The organism is Ferrithrix thermotolerans DSM 19514 (assembly GCF_900128965.1).
In the GTDB taxonomy this organism is placed as follows: Bacteria; Actinomycetota; Acidimicrobiia; order Acidimicrobiales; family Acidimicrobiaceae; genus Ferrithrix; species Ferrithrix thermotolerans.
Genome location: NZ_FQUL01000004.1, coordinates 1 through 18804, shown reverse-complemented (window position 1 = coordinate 18804; position 18804 = coordinate 1). Strand labels below are relative to the sequence as shown.

At 51.1% G+C, this 18804-nt stretch carries 13 protein-coding genes and 1 tRNA gene; 3 read left to right on the top strand and 11 right to left on the bottom strand.

From position 1 onward, the window contains the following. Positions 1 to 81: 81 nt before the first annotated feature. From BUA24_RS02320 to xseA, 6 genes are all read right to left on the bottom strand, one after another. A complete protein-coding gene (locus BUA24_RS02320) occupies positions 82 to 1203 on the bottom strand; it encodes an ABC transporter ATP-binding protein (RefSeq protein ID WP_084660105.1) in 1122 nt (373 codons plus the stop codon). Further along, the gene (locus tag BUA24_RS02315; RefSeq protein WP_072788352.1) at positions 1204 to 3024 is read right to left on the bottom strand and encodes an ABC transporter permease; all 1821 of its coding nucleotides are present in this window, start codon (positions 3022 to 3024) and stop codon (positions 1204 to 1206) included. Then, on the bottom strand, positions 3021 to 4106 hold the full coding sequence (locus BUA24_RS02310; protein ID WP_072788350.1) for an ABC transporter substrate-binding protein: 1086 nt from the start codon (positions 4104 to 4106) through the stop codon (positions 3021 to 3023). The genes BUA24_RS02315 and BUA24_RS02310 overlap by 4 nt, the downstream gene beginning before the upstream one ends. A gap of 366 nt (positions 4107 to 4472) precedes the next feature. Next, positions 4473 to 4545: transfer RNA gene (locus BUA24_RS02305), tRNA-Arg, on the bottom strand. A 139-nt stretch (positions 4546 to 4684) separates the two neighbouring features. After that, on the bottom strand, positions 4685 to 4903 hold the full coding sequence (gene xseB, locus BUA24_RS02300) for an exodeoxyribonuclease VII small subunit (protein ID WP_072788348.1): 219 nt from the start codon (positions 4901 to 4903) through the stop codon (positions 4685 to 4687). A gap of 4 nt (positions 4904 to 4907) precedes the next feature. Then, positions 4908 to 6443 (bottom strand): exodeoxyribonuclease VII large subunit, encoded by a 1536-nt coding sequence (gene xseA / locus BUA24_RS02295; protein WP_072788346.1) that lies wholly within the window; start codon positions 6441 to 6443, stop codon positions 4908 to 4910. Between the two features lie 389 nt (positions 6444 to 6832). On the opposite strand from xseA, the gene BUA24_RS02290 reads away from it, so the two are divergent. Further along, entirely contained in the window at positions 6833 to 7945 is a 1113-nt protein-coding gene (locus BUA24_RS02290) for a hypothetical protein (RefSeq protein ID WP_072788344.1), read from the top strand. Positions 7946 to 8297: 352 nt separating this feature from the next. Here BUA24_RS02290 and BUA24_RS02285 read toward each other — a convergent pair whose 3' ends face one another. The 5 genes from BUA24_RS02285 to pdhA form a co-directional block, all read right to left on the bottom strand. Continuing rightward, positions 8298 to 9725, bottom strand: coding sequence for an ammonium transporter (locus tag BUA24_RS02285; protein WP_084660103.1), 1428 nt, complete (start codon positions 9723 to 9725; stop codon positions 8298 to 8300). Positions 9726 to 9885: 160 nt separating this feature from the next. Continuing rightward, positions 9886 to 11307, bottom strand: coding sequence for a dihydrolipoyl dehydrogenase (gene lpdA / locus BUA24_RS02280; RefSeq protein WP_072788341.1), 1422 nt, complete (start codon positions 11305 to 11307; stop codon positions 9886 to 9888). Further along, the gene (locus tag BUA24_RS02275) at positions 11308 to 12654 is read right to left on the bottom strand and encodes a dihydrolipoamide acetyltransferase family protein (RefSeq protein ID WP_084660102.1); all 1347 of its coding nucleotides are present in this window, start codon (positions 12652 to 12654) and stop codon (positions 11308 to 11310) included. It lies immediately after the preceding gene. Positions 12655 to 12717: 63 nt separating this feature from the next. Continuing rightward, positions 12718 to 13695: an alpha-ketoacid dehydrogenase subunit beta gene (locus BUA24_RS02270; RefSeq protein ID WP_072788339.1), complete on the bottom strand. Its 978-nt coding sequence runs from the start codon at positions 13693 to 13695 to the stop codon at positions 12718 to 12720. Next, positions 13696 to 14781: a pyruvate dehydrogenase (acetyl-transferring) E1 component subunit alpha gene (gene pdhA / locus BUA24_RS02265; protein WP_072788338.1), complete on the bottom strand. Its 1086-nt coding sequence runs from the start codon at positions 14779 to 14781 to the stop codon at positions 13696 to 13698. It lies immediately after the preceding gene. 273 nt (positions 14782 to 15054) lie between these two features. Here pdhA and BUA24_RS02260 point away from each other — a divergent pair, with 273 nt between their 5' ends. After that, a complete protein-coding gene (locus BUA24_RS02260; protein WP_143146341.1) occupies positions 15055 to 16170 on the top strand; it encodes a DUF3048 domain-containing protein in 1116 nt (371 codons plus the stop codon). Between the two features lie 780 nt (positions 16171 to 16950). Then, positions 16951 to 18609: a L,D-transpeptidase gene (locus BUA24_RS02250; RefSeq protein ID WP_143146340.1), complete on the top strand. Its 1659-nt coding sequence runs from the start codon at positions 16951 to 16953 to the stop codon at positions 18607 to 18609. Positions 18610 to 18804 lie beyond the last annotated feature (195 nt).

The following is an 18804-nucleotide window of genomic DNA, read 5'->3' as shown; positions in this document are numbered from 1 at the left end:
AATGAGGTAGCTACAAATTCGCGAACCTACCACCCAAAACCACGAACTCAAACAGATAAGGCTTTTCTGTTTAGGCCATAGCTATTCAGCAAAAAGTATGCACCCTTCAGGATCTAGCTCAACCTTGACCTTGGTCCCACGCCCATATCTCTCACCACTAAATATTCCCTCAAGTCTGTGACCGTCAAAGATCTCGACTACGTGTTCGTAGCCAATGCCCCGAAAAGCAACGTCGGTCACGCTTCCAAATAGAGACTGTCCAAACCCATCGACATCATGCTCTGAAGACGGTACCATAAGTGCAGCTTTAGCTCTTATGAGCATTCGAACCTTGTCCCCAACGGCTAAGGTTTCTGAATAGGATGCCTTGAAGCTATGGGGTCCAACTTGCGTGACTGCGATGTGTTTCCTTTCATCGGTAGACGCAACCACTCCCGGGAGATCGCCCGCTAAACCGGTAAATCGAGCCACAAACGGAGTTTTAGGGAAAAGGTAAAGTCTCTCTGGGCGATCGAACTGGACGAGCCTCCCTGATTCCAAGACACCCACGTAATCCGCCAACGCAAACGCTTCGGACTGGTCGTGGGTGATATAAAGAGCAGTTGCTCCCACCTCCCTCGTCAGCGTAGAGATCTCAACACGCAGCCTCTCTCGCAGATCTGCGTCCAGGTTAGAAAGTGGCTCGTCAAACAACATGAGCCCGGGTCTAGCTACCAAAGCACGCGCTAGAGCTACTCGCTGTTGTTCACCGCCTGATAACTCCTGAGGGTATCTAGAAGCTAGATGCCCAAGACCCATCCTCTCAAGCATCGAGGCAGCGCTTGCATTCCTTTCGCTCTTACCCAACCCTCTTCTCCTTAGAGCAAACGCCACGTTCTCTAAGGCTGTCATGTGAGGCCACAGGGCATAGTCCTGAAATACCATTGACAACTGTCGGTCCTCACTTTTTACGTGAAGCGTTGAGGAACTCACAGTCCTCTTTGAAAAACTGATACTCCCAGAACTCACACGTTCAAGCCCAGCTATGCATCTAAGAAGCGTTGACTTCCCTGAGCCAGAGGGGCCAAGCAAAACGACGAATGAACCGGCTTCCGCCTCAAAAGTTACCTCAGAGAGTGCACACTTACCTCCTTCGTAGGTCTTTGAGACGGATACAACGGAGAGATCCGGAGCAACCTCTTGAGAAATAGTTCTATCGCTCAACTAGATAACCCGACCCCCAACTCGGCGCCATCCCTTTGGCGCAAAGACACGGAATAGTACTATCGCAGCTGCGATCACTCCTAAGTCAATTCCAAGCGCCACGATTGAAAGCGCGGTACCTTGATAGAGATCCGATTTATTGAGTACCTGGACTATAGCCACAGAGACAGGTGTAACACCTGGAGGTGAAAGCAACTCTGAAGCAGGTAGCTCGAGAAACGTCCCAGCAAAAGTCAAAAGTGCGGCTCGGAGGATCGAGGGAGCTACTAAGGGAAGCACTGCCTTTGACCAGGACCGCCACGGTCCCGAGCCATGGACTCTAGCTGCCTCCAACAAAGAGCTCCGCAGTTGCGCCATTGGTCCTACGAGAACTCTGGAAGAAGAAGGCAGGGCACCCGCTAAGTATGCCATCTCCAAAACGGTGGTCGTGCCGTAGAGATGGACACCCATCCTATCTAGCAATGGGAGGTTATAAGTGAAAATATAACCTGCTGCAAGCACCAAGCCGGGAAGTGCGACGGCAACGAGCACCGTAACGTCCAACAGTCGGCCAAAGATACCCAAGCGTCCGTTGGTAAGTCTTCGCGCCACCAAGACCGCCAGGACGGTACCTAACAAAGCAGTTATCGCCGCCATCTTCATGGAAAACACCACAGACGAGGAGAAGCCCTGAAGGGAGAATACGGAGCGGTAGGCGAATAGAGACAGGTTAGACAGAGCCATGCTGCTGAGTGGCTTCAAAAGCGATGAAGCGATAGCTCCTAGAATCGGAATGCCTAACGATATAGACAGGAACAAGGCCACTAACAAACCGTAGCCCAGCTGACCCAAGCCCCCGAGCTTCTTAACCTTTGCAACTCCGCTCTTGCCACCGAGAGTTCCAAAACCTCTCCTCTTCAAGGCACGATTTTGCGCCAACAAGGCAAGCGCTAACGTCGATACCAAAAGCCAACCGATAACAGCGGCTAAGGGAAAGTTTGCCGGGTACGACGATAGAGAAACGTAGAGCATATAGGTTGCAACCGGGAAGTGTGCATTGGGGGCTATCACCGCAGCTGTCCCGAAATCGGCTATCGACTCGGCAAAGACTATCACCAAGGATGAGAAAATAGCCGGCAATATAATCGGCGTCAGAGTTTTGAGAAGGTCAGACCTTCTTCCGCCGTGTACACGGATCGCCTCTTCATAACTACTTCCGAGCGCCGCTATCGGGCCCGAAAGGGCCAGGTAGGCAAAGGGAACTCCCTTTATCGCAAGGATCAACGCATATCCGCCTGGACCAAAGAAGAGATTCAAAAGGGTCGGAGAGTACAGGTGCACCGAAGAGAGGACTCCCCCTCTATCCAGTAGAACCTGCCAGCCAACTGCAATAACATAGCTCGGAAGTAGAAGAGTTCCCCATATACCGACAGATACAAGAGATCTACCCCTTAGCGTGGTTCTTTGGAGGACGTAGGCCAAGAATGCGCCTACAGCCGTAGCCAAGACCGCTGCCACTAGGCCAACCACTACAGAGTCACGCATCCCCTGCAAGGTGACGCCTTGTAAGCCTTGAATAAAGTTTGAGAGGGTGAAGTACGAAGACCCTTGACCAAATAGCTTAGGAGAAAACGCAAGTACTAGAAAAGAAGCACTGGGAACGATCAAGATAACCGCTAGGACAACCCACAGTATGGGCCAGCCTACCGCCTTTGCCAATACGGAACCTATCAGAGATGGGAATCGTTCCTTGTCTTTAACCCCTGGTTCAACCCTGTAGCTGTCACCCTCAGGTAGGGTGACAGCTACCTCCTTATCCCTTGTGTATAAAGGGGCTCTCACTGGACGATATTAGTTGTGAACCACTGGTTCAAAGATGCCTCTCGGGGTCCCCAGACGAAGGGGTTAGGGTAGTCAGTGGGTATCGAAGACAACTGAGGAACAACCTTGTGAGCTTTGGTTCCCACGATGATCGGAAAGAAGAGCGAATCTCCATGGGGATCTCCAGATAACATCAGCTGTTGGCCTTTAGGAGAGTAGACGAAGTTAGCGAACTCCTTGGCCTCTGCGATCTCCGCCTTGGACTGCTTTGCGTCAATTCCGATAACACTTGGCAAAAGAGCAGACTTATCCAGGTAGGCAACCTTTAGCGCCGGATTGGTGAACTGAAAGCCAATTCCAGCTGAGTTCTGGACGATCGCCAGCTTTATGGTGCCCTGCAAGAGAGCCCCCAGGGTCACCTTATTGGTCGAGTATACGTGAAGACCGTTCGCAGCGAGAGCCTTGAAGTAAGCCTCTCCTTTACTAATCCCACCTAGTTGGTCCATAATAGATGCGACAACAGGGTAGGTTGGCCCAGAGATAGCAGGGTTGTTCATCCCAACCGCACCCTTCCAGGTTGGCGACAGAAGCTGCTGCCAAGAGGTAGGAGGATTAGTAACAACCTTGGAGTTGTACACTATGGCGCCAGCGATCGTAGTACCCGTGGGAATGTAGCTCTTATCTGCGGGTACAAGCGACTTGCCCAAAGCGGTGAGTTGTCCTGAGGTAGGCTCAAAACCTCTGAGCAACATTCCCTGCTGGTCTAGGGCTGCATAAGACTCTGAACCGTCAGACCAGAAAACTCCCCATTGGGGGTTGTTAGCCTCTGCAGAGATTTTAGCAAGCAAAGTGCCGGTGGAGTGATCTTCCAGTTCCGTGGGGATACCGGTCGCCTGCTGGAAACCTTTAACCTCGGCTGCGTCGTATCCTTCAGCAGCGTAGACGACCAGGGGCACCTTCTTTACCGAAGCTGCAGCTGCAGTGGTAGGGGTCGAGGATGCCGACGTAGATCCACAGGCAGCCAAGGCTAGCGATGACAAAGCACCAAAGAGCAAAGATATCTTTGACTTCTTAGTGCGCGTGACGACTTTCGTAACTCTCATGGCTGAGACACTAAGGCACGTAATTGACCTAATGCAAACCGTTTGTTGTACGTTAGATGAACACTAACTTAAATCTTCGTCAGGACTCGATTCACACTTTACCACTGTCTTGAGCTACTACCCAAGCAGTCGAAGGCCTTCAAAAAATGGGGGAACTTCCGGTGCCAACAACAAAGAGATTATGGAACAAGATAGTAAGAGAGCTTGACAACCGCCAGAGAACCGTCAGTATGCTGCTGAAATTTCACCACTTGCGACTAAGACTGCCAGGGAGCCACAAACGGCTCTACCTCATCTAACACTAAGCCGCAAAACAAAGGCTAGCAAACGCAACAAGCCTTACAAGTGAGCTACGGAAAGCCTTTGTGCCCCCGGCAGGATTCGAACCTGCGACACATGGTTTAGGAAACCACCGCTCTATCCCCTGAGCTACGAGGGCGAATCAGACACAGGTAGCTTAGCAGGATTACCAGTAGTTGAATTCCCAACTTTCACAAACATAAAGAGGAAGTTGGCTGCATCAAAACCTATCTAACTGCCGGGAGATCCTACACCGAGCGACGAAGGGTATTTTGAGACTATAGATCGCTGCCTTGAATCTCCGCCATCATCGCCTCTATCTGTTCTTTCGTACCTTTGAGCCTTCTTTGACACTCAGCGACAATAAGACGGGACCTCTCTACAACCTTCGATACGTCGTCTATCTTTACGTTACCTGCCGATAGGTCGTCGACTATCTGTTGCAACTGTCCCTTTAGCTCTTCATAGCTAAAGCTTGCAAGGTCTACTTCTGACATCTATCTACTCCTCGACTACCTTCACAGGAACACCACCATCGATAAATCGAATTTGGCTTACCCCAGTACTAACCGCTTGAGCAGCGGAGACCACCCAACGCCCCTCGGCATCGCTTACCATAGCAAAACCAGCCCTTAACGGCTCCTCTGGATCTCTCTTTACAACATTACCAAGAGCGGCTGACAAGTACCTACCTTCAGACTCTACAAGACTAAGAAGCTGATGACCATGGCCCAAAGGGTACCTTTGCACATCAAGCTCCTCGTCTCTTAGAAGACCCAGAAGTCCAAATCTAAACTCAGCAAGCGATCTACCTATCCCTGCCTCCTCATCTCTTAGTAGGCCCAGAAGTCCAAATCTAAACTCAGCAAGCGACTCCAAGATATCGGTTTTATGTGTTGCCAGCTCTCTTCCCAAGGACTCAGTTACAGTGCCCACCGCAATGGCCAAAGCATGGAACTGTTGGGATAACAAAGTAGAAGCTTCATGTCTTATGTTTTGCAAGGAATCGACTAACGATGAGAGCAACCTCTTATTGAAAGAATCATAGGCCATTGCGACTCTCAACTTTTCCCTCTTCAGTAACTCCAGCTCTCGCTCTGCCACCTTCGAAGCGAAGAAGGCCACTCGTTGTGCACTATCCATAATTGATCTTAAATACTCAAGAGCTAAGGAGGTGAGCTCCTTTGCTACGCTTTGGGGAACATCGAAAAAACGAGAGGCAACCTCATTTACCAGCACCGAGTCGGTAGAGTGCCCAATGGCGCACCAGATTGGAAGAGGGGACTCCGCCACAGCTCGAACTACCTTCTCCTCGTTGAAGATCGACAGCTCCTGGGCCCCTCCTCCACCGCGTATCAACACGATCAGATCATGCCCGCCACGACCTGCCATTTCCAGGGTCTGAACGAGATCTCCGACTGCGTAGGGACCCGCAACTGAGGTTGGATAGAGCCTAACAGCGAAATTGAGACCACTTTCTAAGAGGGGATTTATAAAGTCTTGCTTTACTACTCCGCTTGCTGAGGTCACCAGTGCTATCTTCAGAGGAAGATATGGAGCAGGCAGCGACCTATTTCGGTCCCATAGACCCTCTTTCTTTAGCGCGCGTCTAATCTCTTCGAGTTTGATCAGTTCATCCCGGCGTAACGCATCGTAGTCAAGATCCAAGACCTGAAATCTCATTCCATAGACAACATGGAAGTTCAGTTTCCCCACAACTACAACTTCAAGGTCGTCTGCAAATGAAGGCAGGGAGCGCTGCGCCAACTGTCTAGAGATGACGCTCGCCTCGGCGCTCCAGATAACCGCTGGCATCTTTGCGGTAACGGACTTAGAGAAGCCTCCCACCTCCATGGCATCTACCATGTCGAAGAAGATGTGTCCTCTTTGGTTACGTTTTGCTGACGATACCGTACATCTAACCCTGTGAATAGATCCGGTTACAGGTGATAGGGCCTCACCGACCGCTCTGCAGAGGTCCGACACCGTTATCGTATCTCGTTGTTCGAACAGGTCAAAGCTTTCGTTTAGGTCCACAGCCCAATTGTACCCATCCATATAACAGCCGCACTACGGAGATCTCATACCAGAGTCTTGACCCTTTGAGTTATTCTCTCCAAGCAGTAGATAAGCAAGACCCAGTTTCTCATCCACAACGGCTACCTGCATCGATCTAGAGCCTCTCTGTATCGTCTAGATGTCTCAATCCAACTAGAGAGATTGCCCCGTCATCCACTGAGTCGTTACCTGACGCAGCTTTGCCAGAGTCCGGGTCCAACTTGACAAAGTTGTGTCTATCGGAAAACTCAGTCTGATTCTTTAGCAAATCTTAAGTGAACAACGCTAACCTACCCAGCGTTCTCACATAAAACAACTATAACAATTAATGGCAGAAAGTAAAAGGTGCGGGAGGGAGGTAGCATAGCGTGCCCGAGTTAACACTGTCTTCGACAGCCGCTGTAGCAGCGTTTATTGCATCAATTGCGATCGCCTTGGCCATCAGCGAACTATCGCAGGTAGCTTCGAAGGTACGAATGCGTGTTTTGAAAACTCTCTTCACGCTAGGCACCACCTTTGAGCTCCTCTCATACTTTGAAAGGCGTGGGTTACCAAACACGCATACGCTGCTCGCCCACCTAGTCACGGGATCATTGGCGATAGTTTGGCTGATGGTCATAGCTGGAGCTGCCATCGTCGTTCAGTATCCGAGCCAGTCGACCCCGCTCTCAGCTGATACCCTCAGGCTCATCTTCTATAGTTCTGCGATATCCCAAGTTGTAGTGGATCAGATCGTCATCGGCTTACAACCCTTACTTCTTCTCCCCGTCACGCCTATCGCTTTGGCTGTCCTGAACAGGAAGATACCAAAACTCAACAACATTTGGAGCACAATTTCACCTAAGATCCGAACAAGACGAACTCTTTCTGGTCGATATCTTGCGGGTGCAGCACTTGCCTTCGTAGCAATTTTAGCAGTTCCCTCATACCTGCTCAATAGCCAGGTAACAGTCACCTACCATAACGCCTCATCCTCGAACTCTCAGATCCTTCCTCTTCAACCTCAGGGTCGCCAAGGTTCCTCGTCTGACTCCGCCTTTCGCTCGGGGATTCTGCCCAACGGACCAGATGGAGAAAATCGTCTACCTATGGTAATTCGGTTCTATGGCTCGGCATCTGCGTCGAACCCCAACATCAAGCAGGTGGTGAGGGTATGGGTGGAGGGTTCCCTCGATCACGGCAGGATCGGAGCGGTTACCATCGCAGCCAGCGGAGTTCCTCAACCATCAGGTTACCTTGATCTGGTAAACTCTAGGGCATTGGTCTCTCTGAGATTCGATCACCTACTTGGGCGGGGCAAAGTTACACTTGTGAACGCTCGGGCCCTCAGAGGAGTGTTGGCGTTCCCCCGAATCGGTCGTTTCGACTTTATTCTGACTACCATACCCAGCTCCTACAGCCACGTACAAGGTTCTCTAACGCTCATCAGTAGTCAACATGGGGATAGCGACACAGACGCCGACGGAGCAAATATCGCATAGCCTACGCTTTTTCTATCTATCCAAAAGACCTGCAAGCTGCAGGTTGTGCAACGGAACTCAAAGAAGAGAGGCGCTCGATCGGAGACGAATGGCAGTCGCCTAAAACAAGGTAAAACCTGATTGAGTCGATCCGGAGGTGTTGTTACGGAAATTTCTACCCCCCTTTATCATTTCGAGTGGGAGTCGTTCACCGTCTCTACCGAAGATTCACTCACATCGGCACAAGACCCACCCAGGGTCTCCCTCATGAAAGAAAGTTGCCGGGTCCAGGTAACCTCGTTTGGTACCTAGACCTGGCACTTTCCAGCTTTGCTAACTAGCAGTCAGATTCGAGTAATCGGTCTGTCTTTCGTTATAGCTCCTCGACCTTCATAGTTTTGACTGGTGTGTCTTGCTCCCCTCCATGACCCACCTGGTCGTACTCGTAGGCTGCTGGAATGACCCTTCGAGCGGTCTCAGATGGCTCAACCTGTTCACCATGGATCGCAAGATCTCCTATCTCCAACGTCTCTTCATCCATGCGTAGAGGTGTAATCAGTTTGACCAGCCTGAGGAGAATAAAAGTCATAAGAGCACTCCATCCGATAACCCATAGCCCCGTATAGAGCTGAATAACGACCTGCCATGGGTGTCCGTAGATCAACCCTTTAGCCGAAGAACTCCCGACTTTACCGACTCCGAGGTACTCTATCATCTTTGGATCGGCAAACACCCCAGTCAAAAGGCCACCCATAAGTCCTGCAACTCCGTGAGTATGTACGACTCCCAAAGCGTCGTCTACCTTAGCGAAGAACCACCTCTGCGAGAGTTTGTTGAATGAGAACCAAACTACAAAAGACGCAATAAACCCAATCGCAATGGCACCATAGCCATTTACGTAACCAGCCGCCGGAGTAATGGCAACCAGACCAACGATCATCCCATTTACCGCTCCTAAAAAGGTCGGCTTCTTTATGTGGCTGAAGGCATCCATGAATACCCAGGTCAAAAGGGCGGCCGCAGTAGCCATATTCGTGTTGAGCACTGCAGCTGAGGCATCTGCCGAGGCAAAATAAGGATCCCCTCCGTTGAATCCATTCCAGCCTAACCATAAAATTCCAGCACCAACGGCAACTAACAGCAGATTTGTTGGCGCTGTGGTCTCCCGGTCCTTTCTGAGACGGGGACCGATCACAGCTGCAGCCACAAATCCAGTTATGCCGGCTGAGAGGTGGATGACGTAACCCCCAGAGTAGTCCAAGCCACCTTTTGCGGCAAAGTAACCTCCACCCCAGATCAAAAAGGCATCGACCGCATAGACGAATGTGGACCATAGGGGCACAAAGATCATCCACGCCCGAAAGCTCATGCGTCCCAAGACGGATCCGAGAAACAGCAGTGGAGCGATTCCTGCAAAGACAAACTGAAAGTAAACAAGGCTGGACTCAGGAAACCGGAACTTCGGCATGAGGCCGTTTAGAAGCGGAATCTGAGCCTGTCCCTGTTCAGAAAGACTGTTGATAACTGGTCCAGGGTGACCCACGAAAGAACCCAACATTCCTGGTCCAAGGTTCGCAGGAACACCGAAACCCATCTTGAACGCCCAGAGAACCCACACGACTAGCACCGCAGAGAAGGCGGAGAACGCCATCATCATGGTGTTTACGACCCACTTCTTCTGGACAAGTCCGCCGTATAGGACGGCTAGTCCTGGAATACTCATCAAGCCAACTAACGTGGCAGCGGTTAACTGCCAGGAGTTATCGCCTGGATGAAGCCAAGACGCATAAGGTACAAGCAAAGCAAAGCCTCCTTGATAGGTTTTACAGTTGCTCAAAGCTACCCTCGGCCTGTTTCGTAAGCTTGTCCGCTTTGTTACAGAAAGGCTAAATTCAGAGATCTCTTAAGGAGCCCTTCACTTTACTTTGTAACAGATGCGAAAAATACCTTATACAGGCGAACTATGACTTCCGAGGCAACTGATGCACCGGAAGACCGAGGCCTACCTCGGCTGCCTCCATAAAGATTTCAGCCAGGGTCGGATGCGCATGAATCGTTCGACCCACGTCCTCTAGAGTCGCCCCAAACTCAACGAGCACAGAAGCCTCACCAAGCAGATCTGACGCCTCAGGCCCAACAAGATGTATGCCAAGTATCGTTTCGGCGGCCTCATCGTAGACCACCTGACAGAAGCCCTCTGTCTCGTTGATCGAGACCGCCCTTCCGATGGCTGCAAACGGAAACCGTGTTGCCTTTGCCTTGTACCCAAGACGTCCGGCTTCTGACAAAGTCAAGCCCACTGAAGCGATCTCTGGATCGGTAAACACCACCGCTGGAACCGCAACTGGATCGTACGCATCCTTCTTTCCAGCCGCAACGGTTGCCGCAACCTTACCCTCAAAGGACGCCTTGTGAGCTAGCAGCGCACCCCCCGCCACATCCCCGATTGCGAATATCGACTTGACGCTACTTCGGCGTTGATCGTCTACAACGATAAATCCCTTTTCATCTAAAGCAACTCCAAGGTGCTCTAGACCGAGGCTTTGAGAGTTAGGTGTTCTGCCGACAGCCACCACAACTTTGTCTGCCTGGAGCGTCTCAGCAACGCCATCTCTCTCTAGTGAAACTAAGACCTCATTACCTTTTCTTGAGACTCCAACTATCTTCGTAGAGAGCAGGGTAGTAACACCTAGCGCCTTAAGTCTTTTCGCAACGGGAGCCAACAACGTCTGATCCATAGCTCCCAACAATTGCGAAGTTGCCTCTACAACGGTCACCTCAGAACCTAACTTGCGATAAGCGGTTCCTATCTCGAGACCGATATAGCCACCACCTACGACCACCAGTCGTTTAGGAATCTCACTAAAGCTAAGAGCATCGGTAGAGTCCACCACAACCTCGTGATCCACCGGAACCGAAGGCAGTTCTAGGGGTCGAGAACCTGTTGCAACTATGGCGTTCTTAAATCTGACCTGCTGTACCTCATGAGCAAGCTGTATCCTTGCCAGGTTCGCAGAAACAAACGTTGCATTACCTTGCACCACCTCAACACCGTTACCCTTTAGTAACTGTGCAACTCCAGAGGTAAGGCGGGACACCACCTGATCCTTGTACCGCATGAGCTGGCTAAAGTCCACATCCAAGGAGCCAACGGAGACGCCCATTTCCTTGAGGTGACCCATCTGATCTACCTTGTTGGCCACGGTAATGAGAGCCTTGGACGGAATGCATCCGACGTTGAGACATACCCCGCCAACGACATTCTCTTCGACCAGGACCACGTCTTGACCTAGTTGTGCCCCACGGATCGCCGCCACGTAGCCACCTGGACCCCCTCCGACGACTAAAAGGTCACACTCGATAGTCAACTCACCTACGACCACCTAGATCATCTCCAGTAGCAGCAACTCGGGATCGGCTAACAACCCACAAAGCTCAGACAAAAATCTAGCTCCGGTCTCCCCGTCCACAATACGGTGATCGAAAGTAAGACTCAGAGGAAGAATCTGACCTACCTCGATCGCTCCGTCCATAACCACCGGCTTTTTCGCAAGTCTGTAGACACCCAAGATCGCAGAGTCTGGATAGTTAATGATCGGCGTGGCGGCCGTACCACCTACCACTCCTATGTTTGTGACTGAGAAAGTGGAGCCTCTTAGCTCATCAAGAGTAACTGTACGTTCTCTGGATGATGCAGCCAATCTATCGATCTCTTTAGCGAGATCCAGCACCGATCTTCTATCAACATCTTGAACAACCGGAACCATGAGACCAGCTTCAGTCGCAGTAGCTATTCCAAAGTTGACTCTCTGGTGAAGCACGATCTCCTGCGCCTCATCGTCAAAGGAAGAGTTCAGATAAGGGTACTTCCGAAGCAAGGAGGCGGCCGCCTTCACGATGAAGGGAAGATAAGTAAGCTTGACCCCTTGCTGTTCAGCCAAGGGCTTGAGCCTAGATCTTAGCTCTACCAATCGAGATATCTCGACCTCGTCGAATGTCGTCACATGAGGTATCTTGGAGACGCTTTCTACCATGTGCTCTGCTATCTTCCTGCGCAGGCCCTTCAGTGGCACTCGGACATCCGTCATGACTTGCCGAGGTACGTCATGGTCTATTTCAAGGTGCTGATCTTCGTCATGAATCTCAAGCACGGAATCGGACGAGGCCTCCTCCAAAATCCTCTTAGGCGACGACACAGGTGACTTACCTTTGGGCTGGTCAACGAAGGCTCGAACGTCATGGGCAAGGACACGCCCGCCTGAGCCAGTGCCGCTCACAAGAGAAATGTCTACCCCTAGGTCCCTAGCGAGTTTTCTAACCGAAGGCATGGCTAACACTCTACGATTCAGTGTGGGATTAGGAGCATCGAGGACCGAAGCTGATGTTGTGCCAAGACTCTGCGGAGACACTGCGTCGTTGTTGCGACCGTCGAATCCATCTTTTGACTCCGGGCTCTTAGGCGCCACTTCGACCGGACTATCTTCTGCGTCAAGGGAGTCACCGATCACGGCCAACACCTTGCCCACGTCTATAACCTCACCCTCTTGGGCTCCCCGGCGCAGTAAGAGTCCCGCACTCGGGGACGGAATCTCAACAACCGCTTTATCGGTTTGCACCTCAACCAGAGGAGCGTCCTCGTCCACCTTGTCGCCTATGTCATAGAACCAGCGTAGAACCTCTCCCTCTGTGATGCCTTCTCCAACGTCGGGCATGCGAAACTCATAAGCCAAATCAATACACCTCCGAAACTTGCTTCCGACTCACTTCACCTTTAGTAGGCTTTAGGCGAAACGTCAAAACTTTACACAGGCACGAATGGACTCCATAACCCGTCGATCTGAAGGCACATAGCTTCGCTCTACTGCCGGCACGGGGAACGGGGTATCGTAACCGGTAACCCTCATCACGGGAGCCTCAAGGTCCAATATCGCTTCTTCGGCTAGGGTAGCTGCTATCTCAGCACCAAGTCCCGCCGTCTTTGGAGCCTCGTGTACCACTATCGCCCTATGGGTCTTGGCTACTGAACGCAGAATCGTGTCCACATCGATTGGGGACACAGTCCTTAGATCTACGACCTCTACAGAGATTCCCTCTTCTTCAGCCATATCGGCAGCTCTCAGGGAGGTTGGAACCATGGATCCCCAGGCTATTACCGTGACGTCACTTCCTTCTCTTGCAACCTTCGCCTTTCCCAGCTCGATCTGATACCATGCGTCTGGTACCTCCTCCCGGGTAGCTCTATAAAGTCTTAAGGGTTCGGCAAATACTACCGGGTCGGGATCCATGATTGCAGCCAAAAGGAGGCCTTTCGCGTCGTATGGATTAGAGGGAGTAACCACTTTGACTCCTGGTGAGTGCGCAATCAGCGCTTCAAGAGAGTCGGAGTGCAGCTCCGGAGACTTGACGTTGCCTCCGTAGGGAACTCTAAGCGTCAAAGGACAGGTAAAGCGGGATGTACTTCGTGTTCGAATTCTCGCAGCCTGCGAGACGAGCTGATCGAAGGCCGGGTACAAAAACCCCATAAACTGAATCTCTGGAACCGGACGAAGACCATATACCGCAAGTCCAATCGCAGTTCCCAAGATACCCGACTCGGACAGAGGAGTGTCCACAACTCTCTCGCTTCCAAATATTTCGATGAGACCCTCAGTAGCCCTGAAGACGCCTCCATCCCTGCCGACATCCTCTCCTAGAACCATTACCTCAGGATTTGACTCCATAGCTTGTCTTAGAGCCTGGTTTATCGCCTGCACCATAGTAAGTTTCGCCATTTACTCTGCCTCCTCAGCTACGAACTCGCGCATCTGTTTCAAAATATTGGGAGTAGGTTCTTCGTACACATGATGGAAGAAGAAGTCTGGCTCTGGCGGTGCGATACTCTCAGCAGCCTTCAGCGCTTCGCCAACGACCGTCTTAGCCTCCTCCCACATAGCAGCTTCCTCTGCCTCACTAAGCAGGTTGAGTTTACGCAGATATAGCGAGGTTCTCACTAGTGGATCTTTCTGCTTCATCTGATCCAGCTCTTCCTGACTTCTGTATCTGCCGGGATCGTCAGCTGTCGTATGCGGTCCAAGACGATAGGTAACGGCCTCTATGAACGTTGGCCCCTCCCCTGCCCTGGCTCTCTCGAGGCCCTCTGTTACAACTTTGTAGACCGCCAACGGGTCGTTCCCGTCGACCATAAAAGAAGGTATACCGTAGGCTTCTCCCTTTTGGGCAATGGTCTCGGAGTGTGTCTGATGGTCTCTCGGAAGGCTTATAGCCCATCCGTTGTTTTCGCAGATCGTTACCAAAGGAACCTGGAAAACCCCCGCAAAGTTCATGGCCTCGTGGAAGTCTCCTTCCGAGGTAGCACCGTCTCCGTGATAGGTTATGAATGCCTTTGACTCGCCTTTGATCTTAGACGCCCAAGCCGCCCCCACGGCGTGAGGAAGATGAGTCGCTATCGAGATCGAGATTGCATAGATGTTAACGTTTTGAGGCGCCCTTCCTCCTTGAGGGTGCCCCATCGGGAACAGAAACAGATCCCTCATGGGCATCCCATGCACATACATAGCTGCATAGTCTCGATAGGTTGGAAACATCCAGTCGTCCTCTTTGAGACACATTGCGCTCACAACCTGCACTGCTTCTTGTCCTGAGATAGGTGCGTATGTTCCGATCCTTCCCTGACGTTGGAGAGAAAGTGCGCGCTGATCAAAGGTACGGCCCAAAATCATGTACTTGTAGATCTCAAGTAACAGCTCGTCTTTGATCTCAGGCGAAGGACCTGTCAGTTCTCCCTCTGAATTTAGGATCTGGATAGGGCTGTACCGAGGTATAACACCTTTCGCATTCGACTTAGTTTTGGCCACCATATCGCTTTCCCTCCCGTCGGAAATATGCCTAAAACTACTCTCAGGAACCTAACCTTACATACTTTAACGTAGGTTACAATCAAGAAAAACTAAATTGACAACTATCGAAGCACACTGAAACGCTACCACTAAATTACTAAATTTATCAAACATGGTTCAAGAGATTCACGAAGACTTTGCACTAAGGTCTCTGTGAAATATGCCGACAAAACCGCTAGTATCTGCAAATAACAACGTTGAGTCTTACCGCTCGCGTGAACTGAGGGAGGTCACGTGCCTGGCAGTCACAGCGCCACGCCAAGAAATCCAAAGGGTCCCAACTCCATGAGTTTGAAACTTAGCGTACTTGCAGGACTCCTGGCAGTCGTAGTCGTCGGCGCCTTCGGCTACAGATACGTTACTGCAAAGAAAAGTCCTCGGTCAGCGATCGCAACAAGTCCATCAAGCACCACATCAGTGTCTTCTAACTCAGCACCTGTCGCATCAACCACCTCAGCCACTTGCCCGCTGACAGATCTCCCAGCACCCAACGGCACGGTACCCCAGCGACCCGCCTTGGCAGTTAAGGTAGGAAACGACCCTGCTGCGCGACCCCAGAGTGGCCTGCAAGAGGCCGACATCGTTTACGAAGTCCAGGTTGAAGGTGGCATCACTCGATACATAGCAGTATTTCAGTGCAACAACGCCTCAGCTATAGGACCGGTTCGCTCCTTACGCTGGACAGACTGGCACGTCATTGAGCCTTTGGGTAAACCGATTATTGCGTTTGCCGGTGGCATAAATCCAGATCGTTACGCAGTCTCTCAAAAGCCTTATCTCTTTGATGCAGACTTTTTCCGATACATAAACTCTTACTACAGAATCTCTACTAGAGCCGCCCCCGAGAACCTGTACACATCGACTAAAAATCTCTACGCTCTTGACCCATCCACTACACCCCCCAATCGGATCTTTACCTTTCAAAAGTCAGTCCCAAGCGGCGGCACAGCGGTTACGAACGTTTATGTACCCTTCTCTTACGCTGCTCAGGTCAACTGGACATGGAGTTCACAAAAGCAGCTCTGGCTGAGATCGTATGGAAGTCAGCCCGACCTCTCTAGTAGCGGGGCACAACAGAATGCAACCAACGTAGTAGTGCAGATGGTGCAAACGATACCTGGCCCTTACGTCGAGACCGGCACCAACGTCTATGGAGTCCACTCCATCACCATCGGCACGGGACCAGTTATGATATTTCGAAATGGAAGAGAGTACACGGGATACTGGAGCCGACCAAACTACGCTGAGCCAACCCAGTACTACCTAAGTTCTGGTACAAAGATCCCCTTGGCACCCGGTCGCACCTGGGTGGAACTCGTACCCAACACCGTAGCCGTTTCCGTGAGCTGAGATCCTGAGTTAGAGTTCCCCGCTCTCCGGGGAACTCTAACAACCACAATGAAGAGCCATTATCATGATACAACTAGGTGTTAGTATCAATTTTATCGAAAATTTGACCGGACGACTTGCATACTGCCTATACCCTGTGGGGTATGTGTAGAGCAGTAACATGTAGCAAGTGCAAGAAGCCTACGTGGGCCGGATGCGGTCAGCACGTAGAGCAAGTATTAGGACATATTCCGGTATCTGAAAGATGCCAATGTGGCTCCAACGCCTCAGCTGGCAGTTCAAAGGGCTGGTTTAGAAGATAATTAAATCTAAGGACTCGCTCCGCCTTCGAGCCTGAGTGTTCGGCGGAGCGTTCTTACTTTTTAGACACCGGCTCCTCTGCTCAGAACCTTCATCAATTGCAGTCGTCAAAGCCAAGTTTGCAGATGGTGTTCACTCTCATAAAACGTACCATATTGCACAGATGCGCTAAAGGATCTTTGATCTCGTGTGTTTCGGCAGTTGCGTCCGACCTCAACTTCGTTTCTACCATCGAAGGTTCCAGAGTAACGTTGGTCATCCACTCTACATAAGAAACACCCAAGGATCGCAGCCACCTCGGTAGCGAAGAGGTCACAATTGGATAGCATAAAGTTAGAGTTTGCTTCTGTTCTGGGCACCATTGACGTTTATCATGTACACTTGCTTGTAGGAAGTATCCCGTATTGGCATCTACAAGGTAGGAAACTCCAGTTTTGGTGCAGTTGAACCGATGCTCTAAGAAGTGAGGAATAAGTGGCATTGAGTCAGGGAAAACGAGCACTTCACAATAGCAGTAAACACTCTGGTGCTAAGCGCATCTTTGTAGGTTCAGGTATATTTGTCGGCGTAGCGCTAATAGGCGCTACGGTCGCTACCGTTCTTGAGTGGCCGAAGGCTGGATTCATAGAGTCCAAGACCTCCTTAGCTCACATCGAGCTGGCTGGTGTAAGCCAGAAGATTCTGAACACGATCGCCTCCGTCGACGGGAGACCGATTCTGTTCAAGCTTGTGAACGGCGACTTAGTACCTCAGCAAAAGTTAGCAGAAGGCGTAAAAGTTCACATCAGCTTCACAGTAGAACGTCCCTCTTGGATCAGCTGGCTCACCGGAAGGACCGAACGGTTATCGGAGACGGTTATAACCCCAAAAGCCACTCTGTTGAACACGATCGCCTTCGACTCTCCCACCAAGCCCTTACTAGCCTACTTCTCGTCTCCAGTTCAAATGGCTGCCATCGACGGGCCTGCAGGCACCAAAATCATCGATCTCACCTCTAGGTCAAAACAACTCTCTTTGGTAGACTCTATCGGCTCAACTCTGGCGGGCACGATCACCGTTGCAGCGTCACCAGAGACATGGGAGTCCTTGCCGACCCCTTCTCAAATAACGTACTTTCGAAACTCATCGTCGGTCCCAATGGCCGTAGTCAGCCAACCTCTAGATAGCCTAAGTCCCTCATCACCAATCACCATCACATTGTCTAAACCCGTCTCGCAGGTCTTTGGTGCCAAGATGCCGTCCATCAGTCCGCAGATAAACGGCGCTCTCCTACCACAGGGCAAGTGGGTATCTAACACGCCGTACTCCATTACATACACACCGACACAGGCAGACTTTTGGCCGTCCGAGCAGTTCACTATGACCTTGCCGACAAAGGTTGCAATCGCTCAGGGCGATGGGTCGGTTTCGTCTCCAACGAACACACTTTCTCTTCAAGGAGCGCCTCCCTCCATAACCCGACTGCAGCAACTGCTAGCACAACTCAACTACCTTCCCTTGAGCTTTACCAGCAATTCTGCTCTACCCACAAACTCGGTAAACGAACTAGCAAGTACAGTCTTGACTACGCCAGTCGGCAGCTTCAACTGGAAGTGGTCGATGCCGTCAAACTTTACATCTCTTTGGCAGAGCGGAACCTACAATGTAATAACAAGAGGCGCCGTTATGTCTTTCGAGCAGTTCAACCATCTCGATACAAACGGTCTCAACAATCCCCTACTCTGGCCAACTCTTCTCCAGGACGTAGTAGCCAATAAGACCGATCCACACAGGTACTCTTGGATCGAAGTCGAAAAGCAACGTCCCGAGATGCTCTACCTATACGAAAACGGCTCCATGGTCTTTAGCACGTTGGTAAATACAGGCATTCAAGGTCTAAACACCACTGATGGAACCTACCCTATATACCTTCGATTCGTGCAGGACTACATGAGTGGGACAAACCCCAACGGGACGACGTACCACGATCTCGTCCACTGGATCAACTACTTCTTAGGCAGTGAGGCCGTACACGGCTTTGTCCGCTCACAATACGGCTTTCCTCAAAGCCTCGGTTGTGTTGAACTACCGGTTTCCAACGCCGCCATCGTCTATCCTCAGGTTCACATCGGCACATTGGTAACTATCGTGCCCCAATAACACCTCATCGAATCAAAAGTACAGCTATCGAGCACAGCATTAGTCTCGCCGCATAGTCTTCGATCTCAGATCAACAACGCTCACATCTCGGCGAACACTTTTACTTAGGTGGAAGGTGTTCAGGGGGTCGTGTGCCTAAAGTTGTGCAAATAGGCCATAGAGTCTTTGGAACTGTGTCTATCTTAGTAAGTGGTT